The organism is Burkholderia sp. AU19243, from assembly GCF_018148075.1.
Classification (GTDB): Bacteria; Pseudomonadota; Gammaproteobacteria; order Burkholderiales; family Burkholderiaceae; genus Burkholderia; species Burkholderia latens_A.
In genome coordinates, this window is the sequence record NZ_JAGSTV010000012.1 from 1 (window position 1) to 21,120 (window position 21,120).

General features: G+C 66.8%; 19 protein-coding genes. 6 read left to right on the top strand and 13 right to left on the bottom strand.

What is annotated here, in order from left to right; translation table 11 throughout:
* From KDW55_RS21230 to flhD, 6 genes are all read right to left on the bottom strand, one after another.
* Positions 1–463 (bottom strand): Hpt domain-containing protein (locus KDW55_RS21230; RefSeq protein ID WP_212198031.1); only part of this gene is annotated, 463 nt, incomplete at its 3' end.
* A 33-nt stretch (positions 464–496) separates the two neighbouring features.
* A complete protein-coding gene (locus KDW55_RS21235) occupies positions 497–874 on the bottom strand; it encodes a response regulator (RefSeq protein WP_040142893.1) in 378 nt (125 codons plus the stop codon).
* A gap of 24 nt (positions 875–898) precedes the next feature.
* Positions 899–1,918 carry a flagellar motor protein MotB gene (gene motB, locus KDW55_RS21240; protein ID WP_040142891.1) on the bottom strand — a complete coding sequence of 340 codons (1,020 nt, stop codon included), beginning with the start codon at positions 1,916–1,918 and terminating at the stop codon, positions 899–901.
* Between the two features lie 13 nt (positions 1,919–1,931).
* The gene (gene motA / locus KDW55_RS21245) at positions 1,932–2,792 is read right to left on the bottom strand and encodes a flagellar motor stator protein MotA (RefSeq protein ID WP_040142890.1); all 861 of its coding nucleotides are present in this window, start codon (positions 2,790–2,792) and stop codon (positions 1,932–1,934) included.
* A gap of 192 nt (positions 2,793–2,984) precedes the next feature.
* Positions 2,985–3,539: a flagellar transcriptional regulator FlhC gene (flhC, locus tag KDW55_RS21250; protein WP_034209584.1), complete on the bottom strand. Its 555-nt coding sequence runs from the start codon at positions 3,537–3,539 to the stop codon at positions 2,985–2,987.
* Positions 3,540–3,634: 95 nt separating this feature from the next.
* On the bottom strand, positions 3,635–3,955 hold the full coding sequence (gene flhD, locus KDW55_RS21255; RefSeq protein ID WP_014895554.1) for a flagellar transcriptional regulator FlhD: 321 nt from the start codon (positions 3,953–3,955) through the stop codon (positions 3,635–3,637).
* A 661-nt stretch (positions 3,956–4,616) separates the two neighbouring features.
* Between flhD and KDW55_RS21260 the strand changes: the two genes are divergently transcribed.
* A complete protein-coding gene (locus tag KDW55_RS21260) occupies positions 4,617–5,681 on the top strand; it encodes a glycosyltransferase family 4 protein (protein WP_059548032.1) in 1,065 nt (354 codons plus the stop codon).
* A gap of 99 nt (positions 5,682–5,780) precedes the next feature.
* Here the strand turns inward: KDW55_RS21260 and KDW55_RS21265 are convergent, their stop codons facing one another.
* A complete protein-coding gene (locus tag KDW55_RS21265) occupies positions 5,781–6,077 on the bottom strand; it encodes an H-NS histone family protein (protein WP_040142885.1) in 297 nt (98 codons plus the stop codon).
* A 299-nt stretch (positions 6,078–6,376) separates the two neighbouring features.
* Here KDW55_RS21265 and aqpZ point away from each other — a divergent pair, with 299 nt between their 5' ends.
* Complete coding sequence (gene aqpZ, locus KDW55_RS21270; RefSeq protein ID WP_209821308.1) at positions 6,377–7,114, top strand: aquaporin Z; 738 nt, start codon at positions 6,377–6,379, stop codon at positions 7,112–7,114.
* A gap of 106 nt (positions 7,115–7,220) precedes the next feature.
* On the opposite strand, the gene KDW55_RS21275 is transcribed toward aqpZ, so the two are convergent.
* Both KDW55_RS21275 and KDW55_RS21280 read right to left on the bottom strand, forming a co-directional pair.
* A complete protein-coding gene (locus tag KDW55_RS21275) occupies positions 7,221–8,054 on the bottom strand; it encodes a Cof-type HAD-IIB family hydrolase (protein ID WP_059548036.1) in 834 nt (277 codons plus the stop codon).
* A 93-nt stretch (positions 8,055–8,147) separates the two neighbouring features.
* Positions 8,148–9,029, bottom strand: a complete 882-nt coding sequence (locus tag KDW55_RS21280; protein ID WP_212161072.1) for a BadF/BadG/BcrA/BcrD ATPase family protein — start codon at positions 9,027–9,029, stop codon at positions 8,148–8,150.
* 142 nt (positions 9,030–9,171) lie between these two features.
* On the opposite strand from KDW55_RS21280, the gene KDW55_RS21285 reads away from it, so the two are divergent.
* Positions 9,172–9,774, top strand: a complete 603-nt coding sequence (locus KDW55_RS21285) for a DNA-3-methyladenine glycosylase I (RefSeq protein WP_040142878.1) — start codon at positions 9,172–9,174, stop codon at positions 9,772–9,774.
* A 384-nt stretch (positions 9,775–10,158) separates the two neighbouring features.
* On the opposite strand, the gene rpsU is transcribed toward KDW55_RS21285, so the two are convergent.
* Positions 10,159–10,371: a 30S ribosomal protein S21 gene (gene rpsU / locus KDW55_RS21290; RefSeq protein WP_006401410.1), complete on the bottom strand. Its 213-nt coding sequence runs from the start codon at positions 10,369–10,371 to the stop codon at positions 10,159–10,161.
* A 541-nt stretch (positions 10,372–10,912) separates the two neighbouring features.
* On the opposite strand from rpsU, the gene KDW55_RS21295 reads away from it, so the two are divergent.
* The 3 genes from KDW55_RS21295 to KDW55_RS21305 all read left to right on the top strand — a co-directional run bounded on the left by KDW55_RS21295 (position 10,913) and on the right by KDW55_RS21305 (position 13,686).
* Positions 10,913–11,737 (top strand): flagellin domain-containing protein, encoded by an 825-nt coding sequence (locus KDW55_RS21295; RefSeq protein ID WP_040142876.1) that lies wholly within the window; start codon positions 10,913–10,915, stop codon positions 11,735–11,737.
* Between the two features lie 189 nt (positions 11,738–11,926).
* Positions 11,927–13,354, top strand: a complete 1,428-nt coding sequence (gene fliD, locus KDW55_RS21300; protein ID WP_069240851.1) for a flagellar filament capping protein FliD — start codon at positions 11,927–11,929, stop codon at positions 13,352–13,354.
* A 35-nt stretch (positions 13,355–13,389) separates the two neighbouring features.
* Positions 13,390–13,686, top strand: a complete 297-nt coding sequence (locus KDW55_RS21305; RefSeq protein ID WP_040142872.1) for a flagellar protein FliT — start codon at positions 13,390–13,392, stop codon at positions 13,684–13,686.
* A 187-nt stretch (positions 13,687–13,873) separates the two neighbouring features.
* Here KDW55_RS21305 and KDW55_RS21310 read toward each other — a convergent pair whose 3' ends face one another.
* Genes KDW55_RS21310 through KDW55_RS21320 form a run of 3 tightly spaced genes read right to left on the bottom strand, consistent with a single transcriptional unit; the run spans position 13,874 to position 21,116 of the window.
* Positions 13,874–16,135: a glycosyltransferase family 41 protein gene (locus KDW55_RS21310; protein WP_212161071.1), complete on the bottom strand. Its 2,262-nt coding sequence runs from the start codon at positions 16,133–16,135 to the stop codon at positions 13,874–13,876.
* On the bottom strand, positions 16,132–18,618 hold the full coding sequence (locus KDW55_RS21315; RefSeq protein ID WP_040142868.1) for a tetratricopeptide repeat protein: 2,487 nt from the start codon (positions 18,616–18,618) through the stop codon (positions 16,132–16,134). The genes KDW55_RS21310 and KDW55_RS21315 overlap by 4 nt, the downstream gene beginning before the upstream one ends.
* Entirely contained in the window at positions 18,615–21,116 is a 2,502-nt protein-coding gene (locus KDW55_RS21320) for a tetratricopeptide repeat protein (protein WP_212198032.1), read from the bottom strand. The genes KDW55_RS21315 and KDW55_RS21320 overlap by 4 nt, the downstream gene beginning before the upstream one ends.
* Positions 21,117–21,120: the final 4 nt, after the last annotated feature.

The following is a 21,120-nucleotide window of genomic DNA, read 5'->3' on the forward strand; positions in this document are numbered from 1 at the left end:
GCGCGGGCGCGGGCGCCGGTGCGGCGGCCACGACCGGCGCGGCAGGCGCCGCGTCCGCGGGCGCGCCCGCACCGCTTTCTGCCTTCAGCCGCTCGAGCTTCGCGCAGATCGCCGCGGCGGCTGCCGCGTCCGGTTCCGCGCTCGCACGGTAGTCGACCAGCTGGTCGGACAGCACGTCCTTGGTCTCGAGGAACGCGTCGACCATCTCCTTGGTCAGCGTCAGCTCATGGTTGCGCGCGCGGTCGAGCAGCGACTCGAGAATGTGGGTCGTTTCGGTCAGCGCGGAGAAGCCGAACGTCGCCGCGCCGCCCTTGATCGAATGCGCGGCGCGGAAGATCGCGGCGAGATCCTCGGGGTCGGGCGAACCGACGTCGAGGTTCAGCAGCAGCTGCTCCATCTGTGCGAGGAGCTCGTCCGCTTCGTCGAAAAAGGTCTGGTAGAACTGCGTGATATCGAGAGTCATGCCCGGTCACCGGTTGGATTCGTCGCGTTCATGTCAGGAGGCGGTCTGCTCGGAGAGCGTCGCGACCAGGTCGATCAGCACCGCCGGGTCGATCGGCTTTTCGATCCAGCCGGTCGCGCCCGCGTCGCGCGCGGCGTCCTTGAAGGCGTCGCTGCCTTCGGTCGTCAGCACGAGGATCGGCGTGTCCGCATACGCGGTGAGCTGGCGCAGCGCCGCGATCACCTCGAGCCCGCTCTTGCGCGGCATGTTCTGGTCGGTCAGCACCAGGTCGTACGGCATGGTGGCCGCCATGTCGAAGCCGGCTTCGCCGTCCGGCGCCACGGTCACGTCGTAGCCGGCCTGCGCAAGCGTCGCCTGCAGCAGTGCACGCATGGTCGCGGAATCGTCGATGGCGAGAATGGTTCGGATCATGTCTGTCTCGGAATCTTGGAAACGTCAGGGTTTCGGCGCGACCGCGACGGCGCTCGCGAGCGCCGGTCGCGCCGCCGGCGCCGCGCCGCCGAGCTGCTGCGCGAGCAGCTTCGAGCCCGCGGCATCGGCCGACAGCGTCGTGGTCGTCGCGTCGTCGCGCATCAGCGCGTCTTCGGATTTGCGGTTCAGCACGATCACGCTGATCCGGCGGTTTTCCGGATCGAGCGGATCGGCCTTGTTCAGGTTCTGCGTCGACGCGAGGCCGAGCACGCGCAGCACCTTCGACTCGTCCATGCCGCCCGCGATCAGCTCGCGGCGCGACGCGTTCGCGCGGTCGGCCGACAGCTCCCAGTTGCTGTAGCCGCCCTCGCCGCCCGCATACGGCACCGCGTCGGTATGGCCCTGGACGATGATCCGGTTCGGCACGTCGTTCAGCGTCTTGCCGATCTCGCGCAGGATGTCGCGCATGTACGGCTCCACGTGATCGCTCGACATCGCGAACATCGGCCGCTTCTGGGAATCGACGATTTCGATGCGCAGCCCCATCAGCGTCGAGTCGATGCGGATCTGCTGCTTGAACTGGCGCAGCGTCGGATTCGCCTCGATCGCCGCCATCAGCTTGATCTGGAGGTCGTGCAGGCGCATCTGCTCGAGGCGGTCCTGAGCGCCCTGCGCCTGCGAGCGCGTCTTGTCGTCGCCGGCCTTCGCGATGCGGTCGGCGAGGTTGGTCGAGCCGTCGGTGCGGCGCAGCGTGCCGGCGTCGGCACTCGACAGGTCGCGGCCACCGCCGTTGATGATGCTCGAGTCCTGCGAGCTGCGATCGCCGCTGCCGAACAGCGCGGCCTTCAGCGGCGTGTTGAAGTATTCGGCGATCCCCTTCAGCTGCACCGGCGTGACCGAGCTCAGCAGCCACATCAGCAGGAAGAACGCCATCATCGCGGTCATGAAGTCCGCATACGCGAGCTTCCATGCGCCGCCGTGATGACCCTTCTTCTGCGGGGCCACCCGTTTGACGACGATCGCGTGATCCTTGCTCTTGCTCATTGCCCGCTCCGCGTCACTTCGCCTTCACGCGGCGCACGTGCTCTTCGAGCTCCGTGAACGACGGGCGCTCGGTCGAGAACAGCACCTTGCGGCCGAACTCGACCGCGATCGCCGGCGCGTAGCCGTTCAGGCTCGCGAGAATCGTCACCTTGATGCACTGGAACATCTTGGTCGATTCGGCGACGCGCTGCTCCGCGAGGCTCGCGAGCGGCCCGATCAGCCCGTACGACAGCAGGATCCCGAGGAACGTGCCGACCAGCGCCTGCGCGATCATCGCGCCGAGCACCGCGGGCGGCTTGTCAGCCGACGCCATCGTGTGCACCACGCCCATCACGGCCGCGACGATCCCGAACGCCGGCATCGCGTCGCCGACGCGCATCAGCGCGTGCGCGGGCCCTTCGCCTTCGGTGTGATGCGTCTCGATCTCCTCGTCCATCAGGCTTTCGATCTCGAACGCGTTCATGTTGCCGCCCACCATCAACCGGAGGTAGTCGGTCAGGAACTCGACGATGTGGCGATCGGCGAGGATTTTCGGGTATTGCGTGAAGATCGGGCTCTTGTCCGGATCGTCGATGTCGGCCTCGAGCGTCAGCGTGCCTTCCTTGCGCGCCTTCGCGAGCAGCACGTACAGAAGCGCCATCAGTTCCATATAGACGTCCTTCGTGTACTTCGAGCCCTTGAAGAGCGTCGGCAGCACGCGCAGCGTCGCCTTGATGGTCTTCATGCCGTTGCCGAGGATGAACGCGCCGACGCCTGCGCCGACGATCATCAGGATCTCGAGCGGCTGGACCAATGCGCCCAGATGCCCGCCTGCCAGCGCGTAACCGCCGAAGACGGACAAGAGCGTCACGAGTGTTCCCACGATAATCAGCACTGCCTGTCCCTCACGAATGACCGGCGGGGAGACCGCCGTTAATCAGGTTTACGGCAGTCGGCAGGAAAACTTTCGCGGCCGCGCGGCGGCGGCACGGCGGTGTTTACCAGCAAGCGGCGGCCGGTTCGCGCAGCGCGCGCACGGCGCCCGCATGCGGGCACGCGACGGGCCCGGGCCGGCCCGGCGGGGCGCTCAGGCCGCTGCGGCGGCCAGTTCGGCGCGCGCGGCGGCTGCCTTGCGGGTCTTGCCCGCGCGCGACGGCGGCTGGCAGAGGCCGCACACGAAACCTTGATGTGGATCATGCGCATGCGCGACGAAGTGGCCGCCGCAGCGCGTGCACGGGGTCATCTGCAGCATCCCCGAGTCGAAGAAGCGCACGAGCGTCCATGCGCGCGTGAGGCTCAGCGCCGCCTCGTCGCCGGACAGGTTCACGTGCTCCAGATAGAGCCGGTACGCCTTCACGATCGACTGGATCGGCTCGCAGCGGCCGTGGTCCTGCATGAACCGGTAGATGTTGTAGAACAGCGACGAGTGGATGTTCGGCTGCCACGTCATGAACCAGTCGGTCGAGAACGGCAGCATGCCCTTCGGCGGCGACACGCCCTTCAGTTCCTTGTACAGCTTGATCAGGCGGTCGCGCGACAGGCTCGTCTCCGCCTCCAGCAGCTGCAGCCGGGCGCCCAGTTCGATCAGTTCGATGGCGAGGGTGATTTCCTTCACCTCGATCACGACGCTTTTGCTTGCCATGGTGAAAAATCGTCCGCTTGACGTGGTACGGATGAATGACCGATACGCCGCCCGCCGGCGCGGCGCACCGGGACGAACGCAACGGCGGGAAAGAATCAGCGGACGCTTTCGACCGGCTGGCCTGCCATCAGGATGGCCGAGTGCGCGTGCGTGACGACGTCGCTGCGGCCTTTGTCGGCGAGCGACGACAGCAACGCATGATCGTCGAAGCGAAAACGGCACAGCATCTGATTCGACGCGGCGAGCTTCACGGTCTGGGCGAGCGTGAGGTTCGCGAGCACGTCGGCCAGTTCCTGGGACACGCCCATGCGGAACATGCCCATCGCTTTGTCTTCCCGCAGCAGGCGCTGCGCGAGGAGGAGGTACGACAGGTTGACCTCTTTGATCTCACTGAGCATTTCGCTGGTGGCGCTCATGATTCCCCCGTTAAGAGCTTTGCTTTGGCCTTTCATGTTATGAAAACGTTTGCTCGATCAGGCGCTCAATATCGCCGCGTCGGCACGTTTATCAGTCTTACAGGGCGAATTTTGGCTAAACGGGATTTATGCCGGTATCAGCGAAGTGGCGTATGCCATGCAGGATTTGTCTGTAAACCGTGTAGGAATTTTTCCGACAAGATGCATTGAAAAGGGCGCAAACGGCGGGGGGCGATGCGCGAATTCGCAAGCAATGTGGTGCCACATGCGACGAATTCTGAGGAAGGCCGTCCGGCAAGGCTGCCGGAGATCGAATCGGTAAAAATTATAGTGGTTTTTCACAATAGCGCAACAATAGTTGTGGCCATCTCGCTTCTTGTTTGCGCGCCCTTTTTCTCGGGGTTTTTGCGTATTTCAGCGTGTAACAAGCCTTAAGTGTTTGAAAAAACACTCGAACCCCTGAAGGCGATATCGATAATGGACTCCAATGGGCGGCGGCGTCAGCCGCGCCGCCCCGCCCCGCAGCTTGCCGCCCGGCGCCCGCGCATCCCGCCACGGGCCCGCTCACGTACCGCAGAAAGCGTGTGTCGGCGAGTTCCGCAACCTGTATCCGGCCAGCATGCGCACTGGAGCGCTCCGCTGGTCGACACCGGAGAACGCCATGCGTATTGCCCAGATCGCGCCGCTTTACGAAGCCGTCCCGCCGAAACTCTACGGCGGCACCGAGCGCGTCGTGTCGTACCTGACCGAGGCGCTCGTCGAGCTCGGCCACGACGTGACGCTGTTCGCGAGCGGCGATTCCGTCACGTCCGCCCGTCTCGAGGCGGCGTGGCCGCGCGCATTGCGGCTCGACCCGTCGATCCGGGACTCGATGGCGCCCCATATGCGCCTGATCGAGCAGGTCGCCCGGGTCGCGCACGAATTCGACGTGCTTCACTTTCACCTTGACTACCTGCCGTTCCCGCTGATGTCTCGGCTCGATACGCCGTACCTGACGACACTGCACGGCCGTCTCGACCTGCCCGAGCTGCAGCCGGTGTTCGATGCGTTCCCGAACGCACCGGTCGTGTCGATCTCGAACTCGCAGCGCAAGCCGCTGCCGCAGGCCGCGTGGGCCGGCACCGTCTATCACGGGCTGCCGGACACGCTGCTCACGCCCCAGCCGGACGTGAAGCCCGAATATCTCGCGTTTCTCGGCCGGATCTGCCCGGAAAAGCGCGTCGACACCGCGATCCGGATCGCCGCGCAAAGCGGGCTGCCGCTGAAGATCGCGGCGAAGGTCGACAAGGCCGACGCCGATTACTTCAAGGAAGTGATCGAGCCGCTGCTCGGCGAGGCGCACGTCGAATTCATCGGCGAAATCAACGAGGCGCAGAAGCCGGCGTTTCTGTCGGGCGCAAAGGCGCTGCTGTTCCCGATCGACTGGCCGGAGCCGTTCGGGCTGGTCATGATCGAAGCGATGGCCTGCGGCACGCCGGTCGTCGCGTTCAACCGCGGCTCGGTGCCGGAAGTGATCGAGGACGGCGTGAGCGGCTTCATCGTCGAGGACGTCCAGGGCGCGGTCGGCGCGCTGCACCGGATCGACAGCCTGTCGCGCGAAGCGATCCGCGCACGCTTCGAAACGCGTTTCAGTTCGAAGGCGATGGCGCGGCGCTACGTCGAAACTTACGAAACGCTTTGCGCGGGTGCAAAACAGCCGACCTTGCGTCAAGTCGCCGGCGCCTGACGCCGAAATTCGTCAGCAAATATCCGGGAAAATCCGCGTCGAAATCGTCGCAAAAACCAAAGAGCCGCATCGACGATGCGGCTCTTTCTTTTTGCGCGGTCATTCGATCAGGAAACGATCGCGGTTTTTTCCGACGATCCAATTCGGCGGCTTGCCGCGGCCGCTCCAGGTCGCGCCCGACTTCGGGTCACGGTATTTCGGGGGCAGCGGCGCCTTTTTCGGCGGACGCCCGCGCCGGGCTCGCTCGGCAAAGCCCAGATCCTGGGCCGTCAGCCCATATTCGGCAATCATTCGCTGCACGTCGGCAATTACCGCCGCCACTTCCTGACGACGCACCTCGTCCGCCTGGGCCTGCAGATCGGCGATCTGCGCCTTGAGTTTCGCGTATTGAGACATTTTTCGACTCCCTCTTTTCCATGATGCGGCTCCGGCGAGCCTGCCGGAACGCCAACACCCCGTTACGTCATGCGCACTGCCGCCCTGCTCGTCGTAATTAATGCCGTCATCTTTAACCAGTTCGGCTATATCGAGAATGCGGACTTATTCTAATAAAGACCATTCGCCGCCCATTCAAATTTAACAATCGTTGACCCTCGCGTACCCGATTCATTTCCTATAATCCAGACCAATTCCGGGCGTCGGATTAAATCAGCGAGCCGCCCGGTCGTCTTCAACACACTTGGACGAGGTCTTACATGAATCTTTCTCAGCGCCTGGCTGCAGAGGCATTCGGCACGTTCTGGCTGGTGCTGGGCGGATGCGGAAGCGCGGTGCTGGCCGCCGCGTTTCCGGGCCTCGGCATCGGCTTTGCCGGCGTTGCGCTCGCATTCGGCCTGACCGTACTGACGATGGCATTCGCGATCGGACACATTTCGGGCTGCCATCTGAATCCGGCCGTGAGCGTGGGCCTGACCGTCGCCGGCCGCTTTCCGGCACGCGATCTCGCGCCGTACATCGTCGCGCAGGTCGTCGGCGGGACGCTCGGCGCGTTCGTGTTGTATCTGATCGCGACCGGCAAGCCGGGCTTCGACGTCGTCGGCAGCGGCTTTGCGACGAACGGCTTCGGCGAGCGCTCGCCCGGCCATTACTCGCTCGGCGCGGCGTTCATCTGCGAGGTGGTGATGACCGGCTTCTTCCTGTTCGTGATTCTCGGCGCCACCGACAAGCGCGCGCCGGCGGGCTTCGCGCCGATCGCGATCGGCCTGTGCCTGACGCTGATCCACCTGATCTCGATTCCCGTCACGAACACGTCGGTGAACCCGGCCCGCTCGACCGGCCCCGCGCTGTTCGTCGGCGGCGATGCGATCGGCCAGCTGTGGCTGTTCTGGATCGCGCCGATCATCGGCGCGGCGATCGCCGGGATCGTCTACCCACTGGTCGCCGGGCGCGACGATGCCGTCGCGCTCCCCGCATCCGCTCGCACCATCGAATAAATACGCTACGGGGTCACGCGAGCAGAACAGCGAGCCTCACGCTGTCGAACAACATCGAGGCAGGTAATTTGAACGGGCGCCGCTGGCGCCCGTTTTTCATGTCCGTTCAGGACGTGGCGACGCCGTCGAGCGTGTCCTCGAGTGCGAACAGCGTGCGCAGGTGGCGGGCGACGCCTGCGTCGAAGTTGTTGCCGATCCGCGGGATATGCGGCAATTGCGCGATCAGGTCGGGATTCGCGTTGTTCATCATGAATGCATGGCCGGCCGTTTCGAGCAGGTCGATGTCGTTCATGTTGTCGCCGAACGCGACGCAGTGGCCGGCGTCCACACCCAGCCGCGCGAGCACCGTGCGCAGCGCGCGCCCCTTCGACACGTTCGCGGTCATCACTTCGAGGCAATCGGGCAACGAGTACGTGACGTACAACGCATCGCCAAATTGCGCGCGCATCTGTTCGGCAACCACGGCCAGGTCGGCCGGCTCGCCGATGTACAGCACCTTCGCGATGTCCGCGCCATCGTGCGCCGACATGTCGATCACTTCGTACCGGAAGCCGGAATCCTGGTGGAATTCGAGCAGGTGCGGCGCTTCGCGGTCGATCAGCCAGCCGCGGTCGGTGAACAGATTGACGATCACGCGCCCGTGCGCGCCCGTCACGCCTGGCTGGACGAGGCCGCGGACGATCGCGGGATCGATGTCCTGCGCGTGGATCGCCGTATCGTCCGGTGCATGCACGCGCGCGCCGTTCGACGTGATCAGGTACGGCCGGATGCCGAGCACGTCGCGAATGCCGGCGACATCCGCGTAGTGGCGCCCCGTCGCGATCACGAACTGCACGCCGTCGCGGTCGAGCCGGCGGACGGTCTCGATCGTGTACGGATCGAGCTGGTGGTCGCTGTTCAGCAAGGTGCCGTCGAGATCGGTGGCAATGACTTTGTACATGAGGAAGGGGCGCGGGCAACGCAGGATGCTGCGGGACAGCCATTTTAACGTCGCGGCCGCACGCGCGCCGGGCGGTTCGAGCGGCTGACGCCGTCAGCCCGCGTCGGCCGCTGCCAATGCCCGCAGCGCGAGCCGCAGCGCGCCATGTGCGGAATCGTCGAGCGGCGCGCGCAGCCGGGCCGCGTGACGGACCGGCACGGCCGGCGCAAGCGCGTCGGCCAGGCCGCCGCACAGCGCGACCGGCAGAACCTGGGCCGGATCGAGCGCGTCGATCATCTTGCCGATCTCGTCGCCGGCCTGCGCGACGAGCCCGGCCGCATACGGATGGTCGCGGTGCGCGATCACGATCGGCGCGAGGCGCGCGTAGGCCGTCTGGTTGGCGTCGCACGACCACTGGACGAGCGCGTCGCGGTCGCCCGCGCCGGTTTCCGCGAGCAGCGCATCGGCGAGCGCGTCGCGCGGCACGCGGCCGTCGAGCGCCTGCTGTGCATACGCGAGCGCGCGCATACCGAGCCACGCGCCGCTCGCCTCGTCGCCGGACGGGAAGCCGAAGCCGCCGGCGATGCGGCAGTCGCCAGCCGCGTCGAGCGCCGCCGCGATGCTGCCGGTGCCGAGCGCGACGATGAGCCCCGGCGCGCCGCCGTGAGCACCGACGACCGTCGTATATGCATCGCTTTCAATCGCGAGCGCGCCAAGCGGCGCCTGCGCGCCGAACGCGGCGAGCCAAGCGGCATTGTTGACGCCCGCGAGCCCGCAGCCGAGCGCGCATTGCGACCAGTCGAACGCGAGCCCGGCCCGCGTGAATGCGTCGGCGCACGCCGCGCCGATCGACGCCCATGCGCGCTCGATGCCCAGACCGAGCCCCGACGGGCCGCCGCGCCCCTGCGCGAGCTCGTGCCCGTGGCGGTCTGCCAGCACCGCGCGCGTGCCGGTGCCGCCGCCGTCGATGCCGATCGCAAAAAGTAATGCCGTCATGCGTAGATCCTGCTGATTCGAACAGGCGCCAAGCTTAACCGCATCGGCGCCGCGCGCCCATCTGCCGTTCGGCCGGCTACCCCGCGAATGGGCGTTCCGTTATGCTGGCACGATCGAAATCGACACTGGAACGAGGCTGACGATGTCGCAGCGGTGCAATTGGGTCAAGACGGAAGCGGACGCTCACTATCACGATACCGAGTGGGGCGTGCCGTCGCATGACGATCGCCACTTGTTCGAAATGCTGATCCTCGAAGGTGCGCAGGCGGGGCTGTCGTGGTCGACGATCCTGAACAAGCGCGACGGGTATCGCGACGCGTTCGCCGGCTTCGACGTCGACATCGTCGCGCGCTTCACGCCCAAGCGCATCGAGAAACTGCTCGAGAATCCGGGCATCGTGCGCAATCGCGCGAAGGTCGAATCCGCAGTGACCAATGCGCGGGCCGTCCAGCGCATTCGCGAGGACCACGGCTCGCTCGCGGAATTCCTGTGGTCGTTCGTCGATTACGCGCCGGTTCAGAATGCGTGGACGTCGTACCGCGACGCGCCCGCGTCGACCGCTCAGTCGGACGCGCTCAGCAAAGCGCTGAAGGTATATGGCTGCAAATTCGTGGGCTCGACGATCTGCTATGCGCTGATGCAGGCAACCGGAATGGTCAACGACCACGAGGTCGGCTGCCCGTGTCACGCGAAATGCGCGGCACTCGGCGGCAAGCAAACGGCACGGCACCGCAAGGCGGGCTGAGGGCAACGCGGCGGCGGGCGGCTGCTCGTGCCGGGGGCCGTACACCTGCGCGCTTCCATGCGGCAGTGTCGCAGTGCCGCACGCAGTCCAAGGTCCGCGGCGCCGGAAGACCGAGGCCGGCGTGCTGCCGAGCCTTCGCGCCGCCCCTGCCTGCACGCACGCGTCGACACGCAGCACATCTTCACATTCGCGCGCCACGCGTGACGCTCCGATACACCGTCAGCCGCCGCCCGCCCGTACGACCACGCTCGCGCGCGCTACACGGCTGGCCGAGCGCCGACACGCCAACGCCGAAAGCGCGTTTCCCGGCCCGGAAAAGCAAAACGGCGGAGCGGCTTCTTTCGAAGCACGCTCCGCCGTTTCGCGGCGAACCGTCAGACGCTCTTAGTGGAGCTTCTTCGGCAGCATCTGGCTGCGCAGGCGCTTGTGCAGGCGCTTGACGGCTGCTGCCTTCTTGCGCTTGCGGACTGCGGTCGGCTTTTCGTAGGACTGGCGTTCGCGCAGTTCAGCGATCAGGCCATTTTTTTCGATAGCACGGCGAAAGCGGCGAATCGCCACTTCGAACGGCTCGTTTTCTTTCAGAAGAATCGTCGTCATGTCGTTCCTAAATTGCTTAAACGGTCAAAAACGTAGCGGCCAAGCGCCACGCACCGGCCATCCGGGCGTCCCCACAACAGGCGAAACGAGCGGAAATACGGCCTCGGAGGCCGGAAAAGAGAGGCGGAAAGCACCGCGAGTACGCTTCACAAGCCGCGTGCAGCGCCGCGTTTGACTGCCAGCAGGAATGCCGCAACGGCATAGGCGTGACAGAAAATCTCAATTCAGCCCGCCATCATATCAGGAAATCACAGACAAAACCATCCTTTTGTCGATCCCCGCGCGTCGCCGCACCGCCCGCCGCCGTTCAGACCGGCAGCGAACACGTTCGCTCGGGCCGCCGAAATCGCTGCGACCCGCGTCGGGCGTGGATTTCGCAGCCATCGGCCTCTTCCGTCCCGAATTTCATCGAACATCCCTCTAAAGTTTTCGCCGGGTGCCGCCGTCAACCAGGAAAGGCGGGCAGCGCCACTCGCGATAAAGCGCAACGCCGAAAACGACCCCTGTCTGTACTCAGGCATTTTCCAAAACGAGGAAGCAAATGCTGAACATCAACACCAACATCCTTTCGCTGACGACGCAGACGAACCTGTCGGGCTCGCAAAACGCACTGTCGCAAGCGATCAACCGCCTCTCGTCGGGCAAGCGCGTCAACACCGCAGCCGACGACGCAGCAGGTCTCGCGATCTCGACGACGCAAACGGCGGCGATCAACGCGCTGACGCAAGGCGTTGCGAACGCGAACAACGGTATCTCGATGATCCAGACCGCCGCCGGCGCGCTGCAGTCGACCGTCGACAACCTGCAGCGTATCCGTACGCTGGCAGTCGAAGCTGGCGACGGCTCGCTGGACTCGAACGCACGTGCAAACCTTCAAGCTGAAGTTACGACGCGTCTGGGCGAAATCGACCGCGTCGCAACGCAAACGACGTTCAACGGCCAGACCATCCTGAGCAACGCCGGCAACGTCACGTTCCAGGTCGGCGCATCGGCGAACCAGACCGTTGCCGTCAACTTCGGCGCAACCGTGTGGACGAGCACGGGCGCAGGCCTGAGCCTGAGCGGCCTGACGGTCAGCGACCAGACGAGCGCACAGTCGGCAATCACGGCGATCGACGCAGCACTGAAGAACGTCAACACGTTCCAGGCAACGCTGGGTGCAGCACAGAACACGTTCCAGGCTGCAATCACGACGACGCAAACGCAGGCAACCAACATGAGCGCAGCGCGTTCGCAGATCACCGACGCGGACTTCGCGACGGAAACGGCGAACCTGAGCAAGGCGCAAGTGCTGCAGCAAGCCGGCATCTCGGTGCTCGCGCAAGCGAACTCGCTGCCGCAGCAAGTGCTGAAGCTCCTGCAGTAATCGGGTACACCGGCGCCGGGCGCATCGCCCGCGCACGAGGCGTCGTCCGCGTTGCGGCGCGCGACGACGCCGGTTCGCGATTCGTCGAACCCGATACGTCAGGGAGGCTCGCCTCCCTGCTTGCATTGAATCCGAAGCACGGCGACCCGCCGGAACGCGCGCCACCGCGCAAACGACTGGAGCACCCGCATGACCACGACGAGCACGAGCACAAGCACGACGGATATCGGCAGCCTTCTGGCGCAGGCCGGGCAATCGATCATCAGCGGCGCGACCAATTCGACGCTCGACGTCAATTCGCTCGTGTCGGCACTGGTCACCGCGAAGACGGCCGGTCAGACACAAACACTCACGACCAAGCAGGCAGCGGACAACACCGAGCTGTCGGCGGTCGGCAAACTGAAATCGGCGCTGTCCGCGCTGCAGACCGCGATCGCCGGTCTCGCGAACGGCACCACGCTGAGCGGTCTCGCGGCGACCGCCAGCGGCAACGGCATTACCGCATCGGTCAAGAGCGGCGGCGGTTCGGTGGCCGGTTCGTACTCGGTCAACGTCACGCAGCTCGCGACCGCGAACAAGCTGTCGTCGGCGGGGCTCACGTCGACCGACGCGATCGCGGGCGGTTCGCTGAGCATCACGCTCGGCACCAACGCAGCATTCAACGTCAACGTCGCGGCCGGCGCATCGCTGTCCGACATCGCGACGTCGATCAATACGACGGCCGGCAACCCGGGGGTCACCGCGTCGGTCATCACCGGCTCCGACGGCCAGCACCTCGTGATCCAGTCGAACAACACGGGCGCGGCCAACCAGGTATCGGTGAGCGGCACCGGCGTAAATGCCAAACTGACGTCGGGTTACACGACCGTGACGCCGGCCGCCGACGCCAAACTGACGGTCGACGGCACGCCGGTCAGCAGCGCATCCAACAGCGTGTCGGGCGTGCTGACGGGCGTCACGCTGAACCTGACGGCCGCTGCGGTGAACACGACCCAGACGGTCACGCTGTCGCCGGACACGACCGCCACGACGAACGCGATCAACGCGTTCGTCAACGCGTACAACAGCTACGTGACGACGTCGCAGTCGCTGTCTTCGTACGATCCGAACACGTCGACGGCCGGCCCGCTGCTCGGCGACTCGATGCTGAACACGATTTCGAACGGCCTCGCCACTGCAATCAGCGGCGGCGTCACGACGGGCAGCCCGAGCAAGACCTATTCGCTCGCGGCGATCGGCATCAACCTGCAGTCCGACGGCACGCTGCAGGTCGACTCGACCGCGCTGAATACCGCACTGACGTCGAACAGCCCGGCCGTGGCCGCGCTGTTCAACACGACGAACGGCGTCGGCAAGACCCTCAACACTCTGGTCAACACGTACACGCAGACGAACGGCCTGATCGACCAGCGTACGACGGCGATCAACGCGGACCTGAAGAACCTGTCGGATCAGGCAACGCAGCTGAAGAACTACTCGGACCAGCTGACCGCGCAATACAACGCGCAGTTCACCGCACTGAACAACCTGATGGCGACGATGGCGAACAACACGAAATACCTGACGCAGTTGTTCGGCGGTTCGAACAGCGCCGGTGCGCTCGCAACCAACAAGTAAGCCGCATTTTCATACGACGGATCCGGACGACGACCATGACGACCGATACGCTGAACCAGGCGCTCCACCTGACCGAGGCGATGCAGACGGCCACCGCGCTGCGCGACTGGGAACGCGTCGCGGCGCTCGCCGACGCGCGCTCGCCGCTGTTGATGGGCCTGTCGCCCGAGCAAACGCCGGAAGCGCTCGACACGATCCGCCGGATCATGGATATCGACGCGTCGATCGCACACGACGCGCAGTCCGATCGCGACCGCCTCGCGCAGCAGTTCACCGAATCGCGCGACCGGATCCGCGCGGCCGGCCTCTATCAGGCGACCGGCATGCTGTAAGCGTTCGAACAACAACGCGCACGCGATCGAGCGTGCGCCGACGTCGCGATGTCTGGCCGCCTTCGGGCGGTCATTTTTTTTAGTGGACGAAAAGATGTGGGAATGGGGGAGCGCGCAATCCGCGTCACCGCCGAGCTGCGCGCGCATCATGCCGGCCGGGCAGCGCGAGGCTGCGATGGCGCGAACGCTACCGCGCAGCGGCGGCCGCATCGACCATTTGCGCGAACGCCGCTTCGAGATTGCGCGCAAACCGCTGCGCATCGCATAGCGGCGAGCGCAGCAGCCGCTCGCGCAGCCCCGCCCGCACCTCGGCGACGTGCGGCAAATCCCGGGCGAACGCGGCCGCCTTCGCGACATAGTCGTCGTCGTTGTCGGCAATCCATTCGGGCATCCCGAGCGTGTGCAGGATGCTTTCGCCGATATGCGACAGGAAGCGGTCGCCGCGCCGCGTGATGAACGGTGCGCCCATCCACAGTCCTTCCACGCTCGTCGTCCCGCCCGGGTACGGGAACGGATCGAGCACGATGTCGATGTCGTTGAACGTGCCGAGGTGCTCGAGCCGCGTCGATCCGCCGCGCAGCACCAGCCGCCCGGCGGCGATCCCGTGCGCCGCGAAGCGCGCGGCGACGCTCGCGCGCAGCGCGGCCTCGTCGAGCTGCGCCGATTTCAGCAGCAGCCGCGAACCGGGAACCGCATCCAGCACGCGCGACCACAGCGCGACGACCGCATCGCCGATCTTGTTCGCGTTGTTCAGGCAGCCGAACGTGACGACACGTTCGCGACTGGCCGGCAGCGGGCCGACGTCGAGCGGGAGGTCGGGCGGTGTGAAGCACAGATAGCTGTCCGGCAGCCGCCACGGCCGCTCGACGAAGTGGTGCGCCTCGTTTTCGGGCAATACGTGTCGATCCCCGATCACATAGTCGATCGCGGCGATACCCGTCGTCGCGAAATAGCCGAGCCAGGTCGCCTGCACCGGCGCCGGCTTCCATGCGAACAGCGGCAGCCGGTTCGACGCGGTATGGCCGCTCAGGTCGACCAGCACATCGACGCGGTCGTTCGCGATCAGGTCCGCGGCCGCACGATCGTCAAGCGCGGTGATGTCGCGCCATACCGCGAAGTGGCGTTTGAGCATGGCGGTCGTGTCGTCCTGCACCGACTGCGTCGCATAGGCGAGCGCTTCGACGCGCGACGGATCGAGCGCCGCTACGACGCTCGACAGAAACACCGCGACCGGATGCGACTTCAGGTCGCCGGACACGAACCCGACGCGCAGCACGCGCCCGGCGGCCGGCCGCGGCGCATGCGTACGCGGCGATGCCTGCGCGGCCATCTGCGTGCCGAACGCACGCGCGCGCTCCAGCAGCTGCGCGGGCGACAGCCGGTCGCTGCCGGCCGCGTGAAACATGCTGCCCGAGTGCGCGTTGCGAAACGCGGGATCGACGTCGAGCGCGCGATCATAGCTCGCGAGGCCCGCATCGGGCTGCCACATCGCGCACAGCAGGTCGCCCTCGATCGCATGCATCTGCGCGGTCGGATTCGGCAGAGACAGCGCGATCCTGCAACGGTCGAGCGCGTCGCGCCGCTTGCCTTGCTGCACCAGCGTCTGCGCAAGGTGGAGATGCAGATCGGCCCGATCGGGTGCGGCGGCCAGCGCGCGCTGCAGGCTCGCAGCCGTGCCGTCGAGATCGCCCGCGCGTTCGAGCGCCGCCGCGAGGTGGAGCAGGCAATCGACTTCACCCGATTCCGCCGCGCGGGCAAGGCTTGCGATCGACGCGTCGAGTTCGCCGCGCTCGAACAGCAGTATGCCGAGCGCATGATGCGCGGCGTTCAGCGTCGGTTGCAGCGCGATCGCACGCCGGTAACACGCGATCGCGTCGTCGAGCCGGCGTTGCGCGCGCAGCACGTTGCCACGGTTGAAGCACGCCTGCGCGTAGCCGGGATCGAGTGCGATCGCCTTCTCGTACGCACGCGCCGCGGCGTCGAGTTCGCCCTTGTCCTGCAGCGCGTTGCCGAGATTGTTGAAGGCCGGCGCATAGTCCGGGCGCAGCGCGAGCGCGTGCGCGCAGCTCAGCATCGCCGCATCGGCATCGCCCGCGTCGCGCAGCGCGTTGCCGAGGTTGCTGTGCGCCTCCGCGTAGTCGGGCGCGAGCGCGACCGCGCGCCGGTATGCGGCCGTCGCGTCGTCGAGGCGGCCGTGCGCCCGCAGCATGTTGCCGAGGTTGTTCAGGTACACGGGATCGGCGCGCAGCGCGATCGCGCGCTCCATCAGCGCGAGACCGGCCGAAAACTGGCCCAGCTGACACGCGAGCAGCCCGAGGAAATGCGTCGCATCCGGCTGATCGGGCTCGTCGCGACGGATGGCCTCGTACAACGCGCGCGCGTCGTCGAAACGCCCGGCCTCGTGATGCACGAGCGCCGCGTTCAGTCGCTCCGCGACGGCGCCGCTCATGCGCGTGTTCCGTCCGTGTCGCCGGCCACGTAGCGTGCCCACATCCCGTCGAACGCATCCTCGAGATTGCGGGCGAAGCGCGCCGCATCGCACAGCGGCGATGCGAGCGTGCGTTCCCGCAACGTCGCGCGCAGCGCCGCGAGCGCGTCGCGGTCGCTTGCGAACGCGATCGCCTTCGCGAGGTATGCGTCCTCGTCTGCAGCGATCCAGTCGCCCATTCCGGCCGCATGCAGCAGGCTTTCACAGATGTGCGTGACAAAGCGGCCGCCCTTCATCCCGATCACCGGCACGCCCATCCACAGCGCTTCGGCCGTCGTCGTGCCGCCGGGATACGGGAACGGGCTCAGCGCGATGTCGATCCGGTTGTACGCGTCGAAATACTCCGCGCGCGGCGAACCGCCTTCGAGGATCAGACGGTGCGCGCCAATACCATGCCGCGCGAAACGCTCGAGCGTCGCGCGGCTCAGGTCGCTCGCGCCGAGCTCGTGCGCCTTCAGCATCAGCCGCGCATCGGGCAGTGCGTGCAGCAGCCGCGACCACAGCGCGATCACGTCGTCGCTGATCTTGGTGAGCTTGCCGAAACAGCCGAACGTCACGCCGCCGTTGCGTTCCATCGGCAGCGGGCCGACCGCGACGTCGTACGCGGGCGGCGTGAAGCACAGGTAACTATCCGGCAAATGCCACGGCCGTTCGACGAAGTGATGGGCCTCTTCGGCCGGCAACGTGTGCGGGTCGCCGATGAAGTAGTCGATCGCACGGCAGCCCGTCGTCGCGAAAAAGCCGAGCCAGCTCGCCTGAACGGGGGCCGGCCGGTGCGCGAACACGGGCAGCCCGCTCCAGTTCGTGTGGCCGGCGAGATCGACGAGCACGTCGATCTGGTCGTCGTGAATCATCTGCGCGGCCTGCTCGCGATTCAGGCACGTGAGCTTCTTCCAGCTCGCGAAACCCGTCTTCAATCGCGCGGTGACGTCGTCCTCGACGACGAACGTCACGTACGCGTGCGGCTCGATGCGCGTGCGATCGAGATGCGCGAGCACGCTTTCGAGGAAGATCCCGACCGGATGCTGACGCAAGTCGCCGGACACGAAGCCGACCCGCAACGGCCGGCCGCGCGCCTGCCGCGCGCGCTGCTCGCGATCGTGCGGCAGCTGCCGCGCGTCGCGCGCGAGATAGTCGCCGTAACGCTGCGCGTCGGCAACCCACTCCTCGGGCGCGAACGCAGGCGAGCTCGACATGTTGAACAGCAGCCGCGCATAAGCGCGATGGGGATCGTGCTGGATGGCGTCGCGAAAAGCGTCGACCGCCCCGGCGTAATCGCGCTTCGCCCACAGGATGTCGCCGAGCGTCAGCTGGATTTTCGCCGGATCGACGCCGAGCTCTTGTGCGATCCGGTATTCGCTCATCGCTTCATCGAGGCGGTCGAGGCGAAACAGCGCCGCCGCGAGATTGTGGTGCGCGTCGGCGTCATCCGGGTTCAGGTCGATCGCGTGGCGATGGCTGAGCTCGGCGGCCGCCATGCGGTCCAGGTTGTGATACGCGAGGCCGAGGAAGTTGTATGCGTCCGCGAGCGCGGGATCGAGTTCGATCGCGTGGCGGCACAGTCGCATCGATTCCTCGTACTCGCCCTGCTGGCAACGCAGCTCGCCGAGCCGGCACCATGCGGGCGCGTAGCCGGGATCGATCTCGCATGCGCGCTGGAACAGCCGCGCCGCGCCATCGAAATCGTTCATGCTGCGCAGCGATCGGCCGAGCGCGCAATGGCCCTCCGCATCGTCCGGCTCGAGCCCCTCGCGCGCATGCTCGAGCGCGCCGTCGAAATCGTCGGTGGCGCGCAACGCGGCGGCCAGCCCGCGATGCGCGACGCGCAGCGCGGGATTCAGTTCGAGCGCGCGGCGGTAATGCGCGATCGCGTCCGCGTGGCGCTGTTGCGCGCGCAGCACGTTGCCGAGGTTGCTGTGCGCGTCCGCATAGGACGGTTGAAACGCGATCGCCTTGCCGTAGCTCGCGGCGGCGGCATCGAGTTCGCCAAGGTCCTGCAGCACGTTGCCGAGATTGTTGTACGCCTCCGCGTAACCGGGGCGCAGTTCGATCGCGCGCGAGCAGCTCTGCATCGCGGCGGCCGGCTCGCGTGCGTCGCGCAGCGCGTTGCCGAGATTGTTGTGCGCTTCCGGATAGTCCGGGCGCAGCGCGACCGCGCGGCGATAATGCGCGATTGCGTCGTCGAGCCGACCGCATTCGCGCAGCATGTTGCCGAGGTTGTTGAAGTACGACGCGTCGGGCCGCGCGGCCAGCGAGCGCTCCATCAGCGCGAGGCCCGCGTCGTACTGCTTCAGCTGGCAAGCGAGCAGCCCGAGGAAATGCATCGCGTCCGGCTGCCCGGGCTGCGCATGCAGGATCGCGTCGTACAGCGTCTTCGCCTGCGCGAGACGGCCCGCCTGGTGGTGTTCAAGCGCCTGCTGCAACGCGCGTTGGATATCGTTCATGCTGTCTGTGCCGTTTCCGTATAGCGTGTCCACATGCCGACGAAGGCATCTTCGAGATTGCGTGCGAAGCGCGCGGCATCGCACAGCGGCGATGCGAGCATGCGCGTGCGCAACGTCGCGCGCAGCGCGGCAAGACGCACGCCGTCCTGCGCGGCCGCGACCGCCTTCTCGACATAGTCGTCCTCATTGCCTGCGATCCAGTCGGGCATCCCCGCCGCGTGCAGCAGGCTCTCGCAGATGTGCGTGGCGAACCGTCCGCCCTTCATCCCGAGCACCGGCACGCCCATCCACAGCGCTTCGGCCGTGGTCGTGCCGCCCGGATACGGGAACGGGCTCAGCGCGACGTCGATCCGGTTGTATGCGCCAAAATACTCGGCGCGCGGCGATGCGCCGTCGAACAGCAGCCGGCTCGCGTCGATCCCGTGCCGCGCGAAACGCGCGACAGTCGCATCGCGCACCGCCGCCTGCTCCAGTTCCCGCGCCTTCAGCAACAGCCGCGCACCGGGCAGCGCGTGCAGCACCCGCGACCACACGCGCACGACGTCGTCGCCCAGCTTCACGAGCTTGCCGAAGCAGCCGAACGTCACGTGGCCGTTCGCGGTCATCGGCAGCGGGCCGATCGCGACGTCATATGCGGGCGGCGTGAAACACAGGTAGCTGTCCGGCAGGCGCCACGGCCGCTCGACGAAGTGATCGGCTTCGTCGGCCGGCAACGTCTTCGCGTCGCCGATGAAATAGTCGATTGCGTCGCTGCCCGTCGACGCGAAGAAACCGAGCCAGCTTGCCTGCACCGGCGCCGGCTTCCAGCCGAACACGGCGAGGCCGCTCGCCTGCGTATGACCGGCGAGATCGACGAGCACGTCGACGCCGTCGTCGTGGATCGTGCGCGCGGCAGCGGCCGCGGTGCACGCCGCGATCGAACGCCAGGCAGCCGCGTGCGGTTTCAGCCGCGCGGTGATTGCGTCCTCCTCATCCGATGTCACGTACACGTACGGCGCAATGCGCGTGCGATCGAGATGCGCGAACACGCTCTCGAGAAAGATGCCGACCGGATGCTGCCGCAAATCGCCCGACACGAAGCCCACCCGTAGCGGGCGGTGCCGCGCCCGCGCCGCGCGTTCCCGCGGATCGTGCGGGTAGCGCGTCGAACGGGCGGCAATGTGGCGTCCGTAGCGGCGGGCGTCGTTCAGGTAGGCCGCAGGCGATACGCTCGCCGATGCGGCCGCGGCGAACAGCAGGCGGCCGAGCACGTCGGCCGCTTCGTCGCTCGCGTCGTCGAGCACGAGCGCCAGCGCGTCGCGATAGGCGGGCACTGCGGCGTCGACGTTGCCCTGCGCGCGCAGGATGTCGCCGAGATTCACGTACATCGACACGGTCGGGCGGCCGGCCGCGAGCGCTTGCCGGCAATACGCGAGTGCTTCGTCGAGTTGCTCGCGCTTGAGCAGCACGACCGACAGGTTGTGACAGACGCCGCTGTCGGCGGGGTTCAGTTCGAGCGCGGTGCGGTAGCACGCTTGCGCAGCCGCGAGATCGCCGAGCCCGTGGTAGGCATTGCCCGCCTGGTTGTGTGCGTCGGCCAGGCCGGGCGCGATCCGGATCGCGTCGAGCGCGTGCGCGAGCGCTTCCGCATAGCGCGCCTGACGGCGGCGCACGCCGCTCAGGTTCGCATGCGCGGCGGCCATCGATGCATCGAGCGCGATCGCGCGTGCGTAATGCGCGGCGGCCCCGTCGAGGTCGCCCGCGTCGCGGAGCACGCCGGCATAGTTGTTGTGCAGGGCCGCGTCGCCGGATTCCGCCGCGGCGGCACGCAGCACGCTCGCGGCTTGCGCCAGTTCGCCGAGTGCCCACAACGACAAGCCGAGACCGTGAGATGCGGCAGCCAACGCGGGACTCAGTTCGAGCGCGCGGCGGTAATGCGCGATCGCGTCCGCGTGGCGCTGTTGCGCGCGCAGCACGTTGCCGAGGTTGCTGTGCGCGTCCGCATAGGACGGCTGAAACGCGATCGCCTTGCCGTAGCTCGCGGCGGCGGCATCGAGTTCGCCAAGATCCTGCAGCGCGTTGCCGAGATTGTTGTACGCCTCCGCGTAACCGGGACGCAGCTCGATCGCGCACGCGCAGCTCTGCATCGCGGCGGCCGGCTCGCGTGCGTCGCGCAGCGCGTTGCCGAGATTGTTGTGCGCTTCCGGATAGTCCGGGCGCAGCGCGACCGCGCGGCGATAATGCGCGATTGCGTCGTCGAGCCGACCGCATTCGCGCAGCATGTTGCCGAGGTTGTTGAAGTACGACGCGTCGGGCCGCGCGGCCAGCGAGCGCTCCATCAGCGCGAGCCCCGCGTCGTACTGCTTCAGCTGGCAAGCGAGCAGCCCGAGGAAATGCATCGCGTCCGGCTGCCCGGGCTGCGCATGCAGGATCGCGTCGTACAGCGTCTTCGCCTGCGCGAGACGGCCCGCCTGATGATGCGCGAGCGCGTCGCGCAACTGCAGTTCAATCGGCTCCATTGCG

What these genes read in the sequence shown, in the direction of transcription:
- KDW55_RS21235 (WP_040142893.1), bottom strand. Translation starts at nt 874, where the DNA reads ATGATCCGAACCATTCTCGCCATCGACGATTCCGCGACCATGCGTGCA.
- motB (WP_040142891.1), bottom strand. Translation starts at nt 1,918, where the DNA reads ATGAGCAAGAGCAAGGATCACGCGATCGTCGTCAAACGGGTGGCCCCG.
- flhC (WP_034209584.1), bottom strand. Translation starts at nt 3,539, where the DNA reads ATGGCAAGCAAAAGCGTCGTGATCGAGGTGAAGGAAATCACCCTCGCC.
- flhD (WP_014895554.1), bottom strand. Translation starts at nt 3,955, where the DNA reads ATGAGCGCCACCAGCGAAATGCTCAGTGAGATCAAAGAGGTCAACCTG.
- KDW55_RS21260 (WP_059548032.1), top strand. Translation starts at nt 4,617, where the DNA reads ATGCGTATTGCCCAGATCGCGCCGCTTTACGAAGCCGTCCCGCCGAAA.
- KDW55_RS21265 (WP_040142885.1), bottom strand. Translation starts at nt 6,077, where the DNA reads ATGTCTCAATACGCGAAACTCAAGGCGCAGATCGCCGATCTGCAGGCC.
- aqpZ (WP_209821308.1), top strand. Translation starts at nt 6,377, where the DNA reads ATGAATCTTTCTCAGCGCCTGGCTGCAGAGGCATTCGGCACGTTCTGG.
- KDW55_RS21275 (WP_059548036.1), bottom strand. Translation starts at nt 8,054, where the DNA reads ATGTACAAAGTCATTGCCACCGATCTCGACGGCACCTTGCTGAACAGC.
- KDW55_RS21280 (WP_212161072.1), bottom strand. Translation starts at nt 9,029, where the DNA reads ATGACGGCATTACTTTTTGCGATCGGCATCGACGGCGGCGGCACCGGC.
- KDW55_RS21285 (WP_040142878.1), top strand. Translation starts at nt 9,172, where the DNA reads ATGTCGCAGCGGTGCAATTGGGTCAAGACGGAAGCGGACGCTCACTAT.
- rpsU (WP_006401410.1), bottom strand. Translation starts at nt 10,371, where the DNA reads ATGACGACGATTCTTCTGAAAGAAAACGAGCCGTTCGAAGTGGCGATT.
- KDW55_RS21295 (WP_040142876.1), top strand. Translation starts at nt 10,913, where the DNA reads ATGCTGAACATCAACACCAACATCCTTTCGCTGACGACGCAGACGAAC.
- fliD (WP_069240851.1), top strand. Translation starts at nt 11,927, where the DNA reads ATGACCACGACGAGCACGAGCACAAGCACGACGGATATCGGCAGCCTT.
- KDW55_RS21305 (WP_040142872.1), top strand. Translation starts at nt 13,390, where the DNA reads ATGACGACCGATACGCTGAACCAGGCGCTCCACCTGACCGAGGCGATG.
- KDW55_RS21310 (WP_212161071.1), bottom strand. Translation starts at nt 16,135, where the DNA reads ATGAGCGGCGCCGTCGCGGAGCGACTGAACGCGGCGCTCGTGCATCAC.
- KDW55_RS21315 (WP_040142868.1), bottom strand. Translation starts at nt 18,618, where the DNA reads ATGAACGATATCCAACGCGCGTTGCAGCAGGCGCTTGAACACCACCAG.
- KDW55_RS21320 (WP_212198032.1), bottom strand. Translation starts at nt 21,116, where the DNA reads ATGGAGCCGATTGAACTGCAGTTGCGCGACGCGCTCGCGCATCATCAG.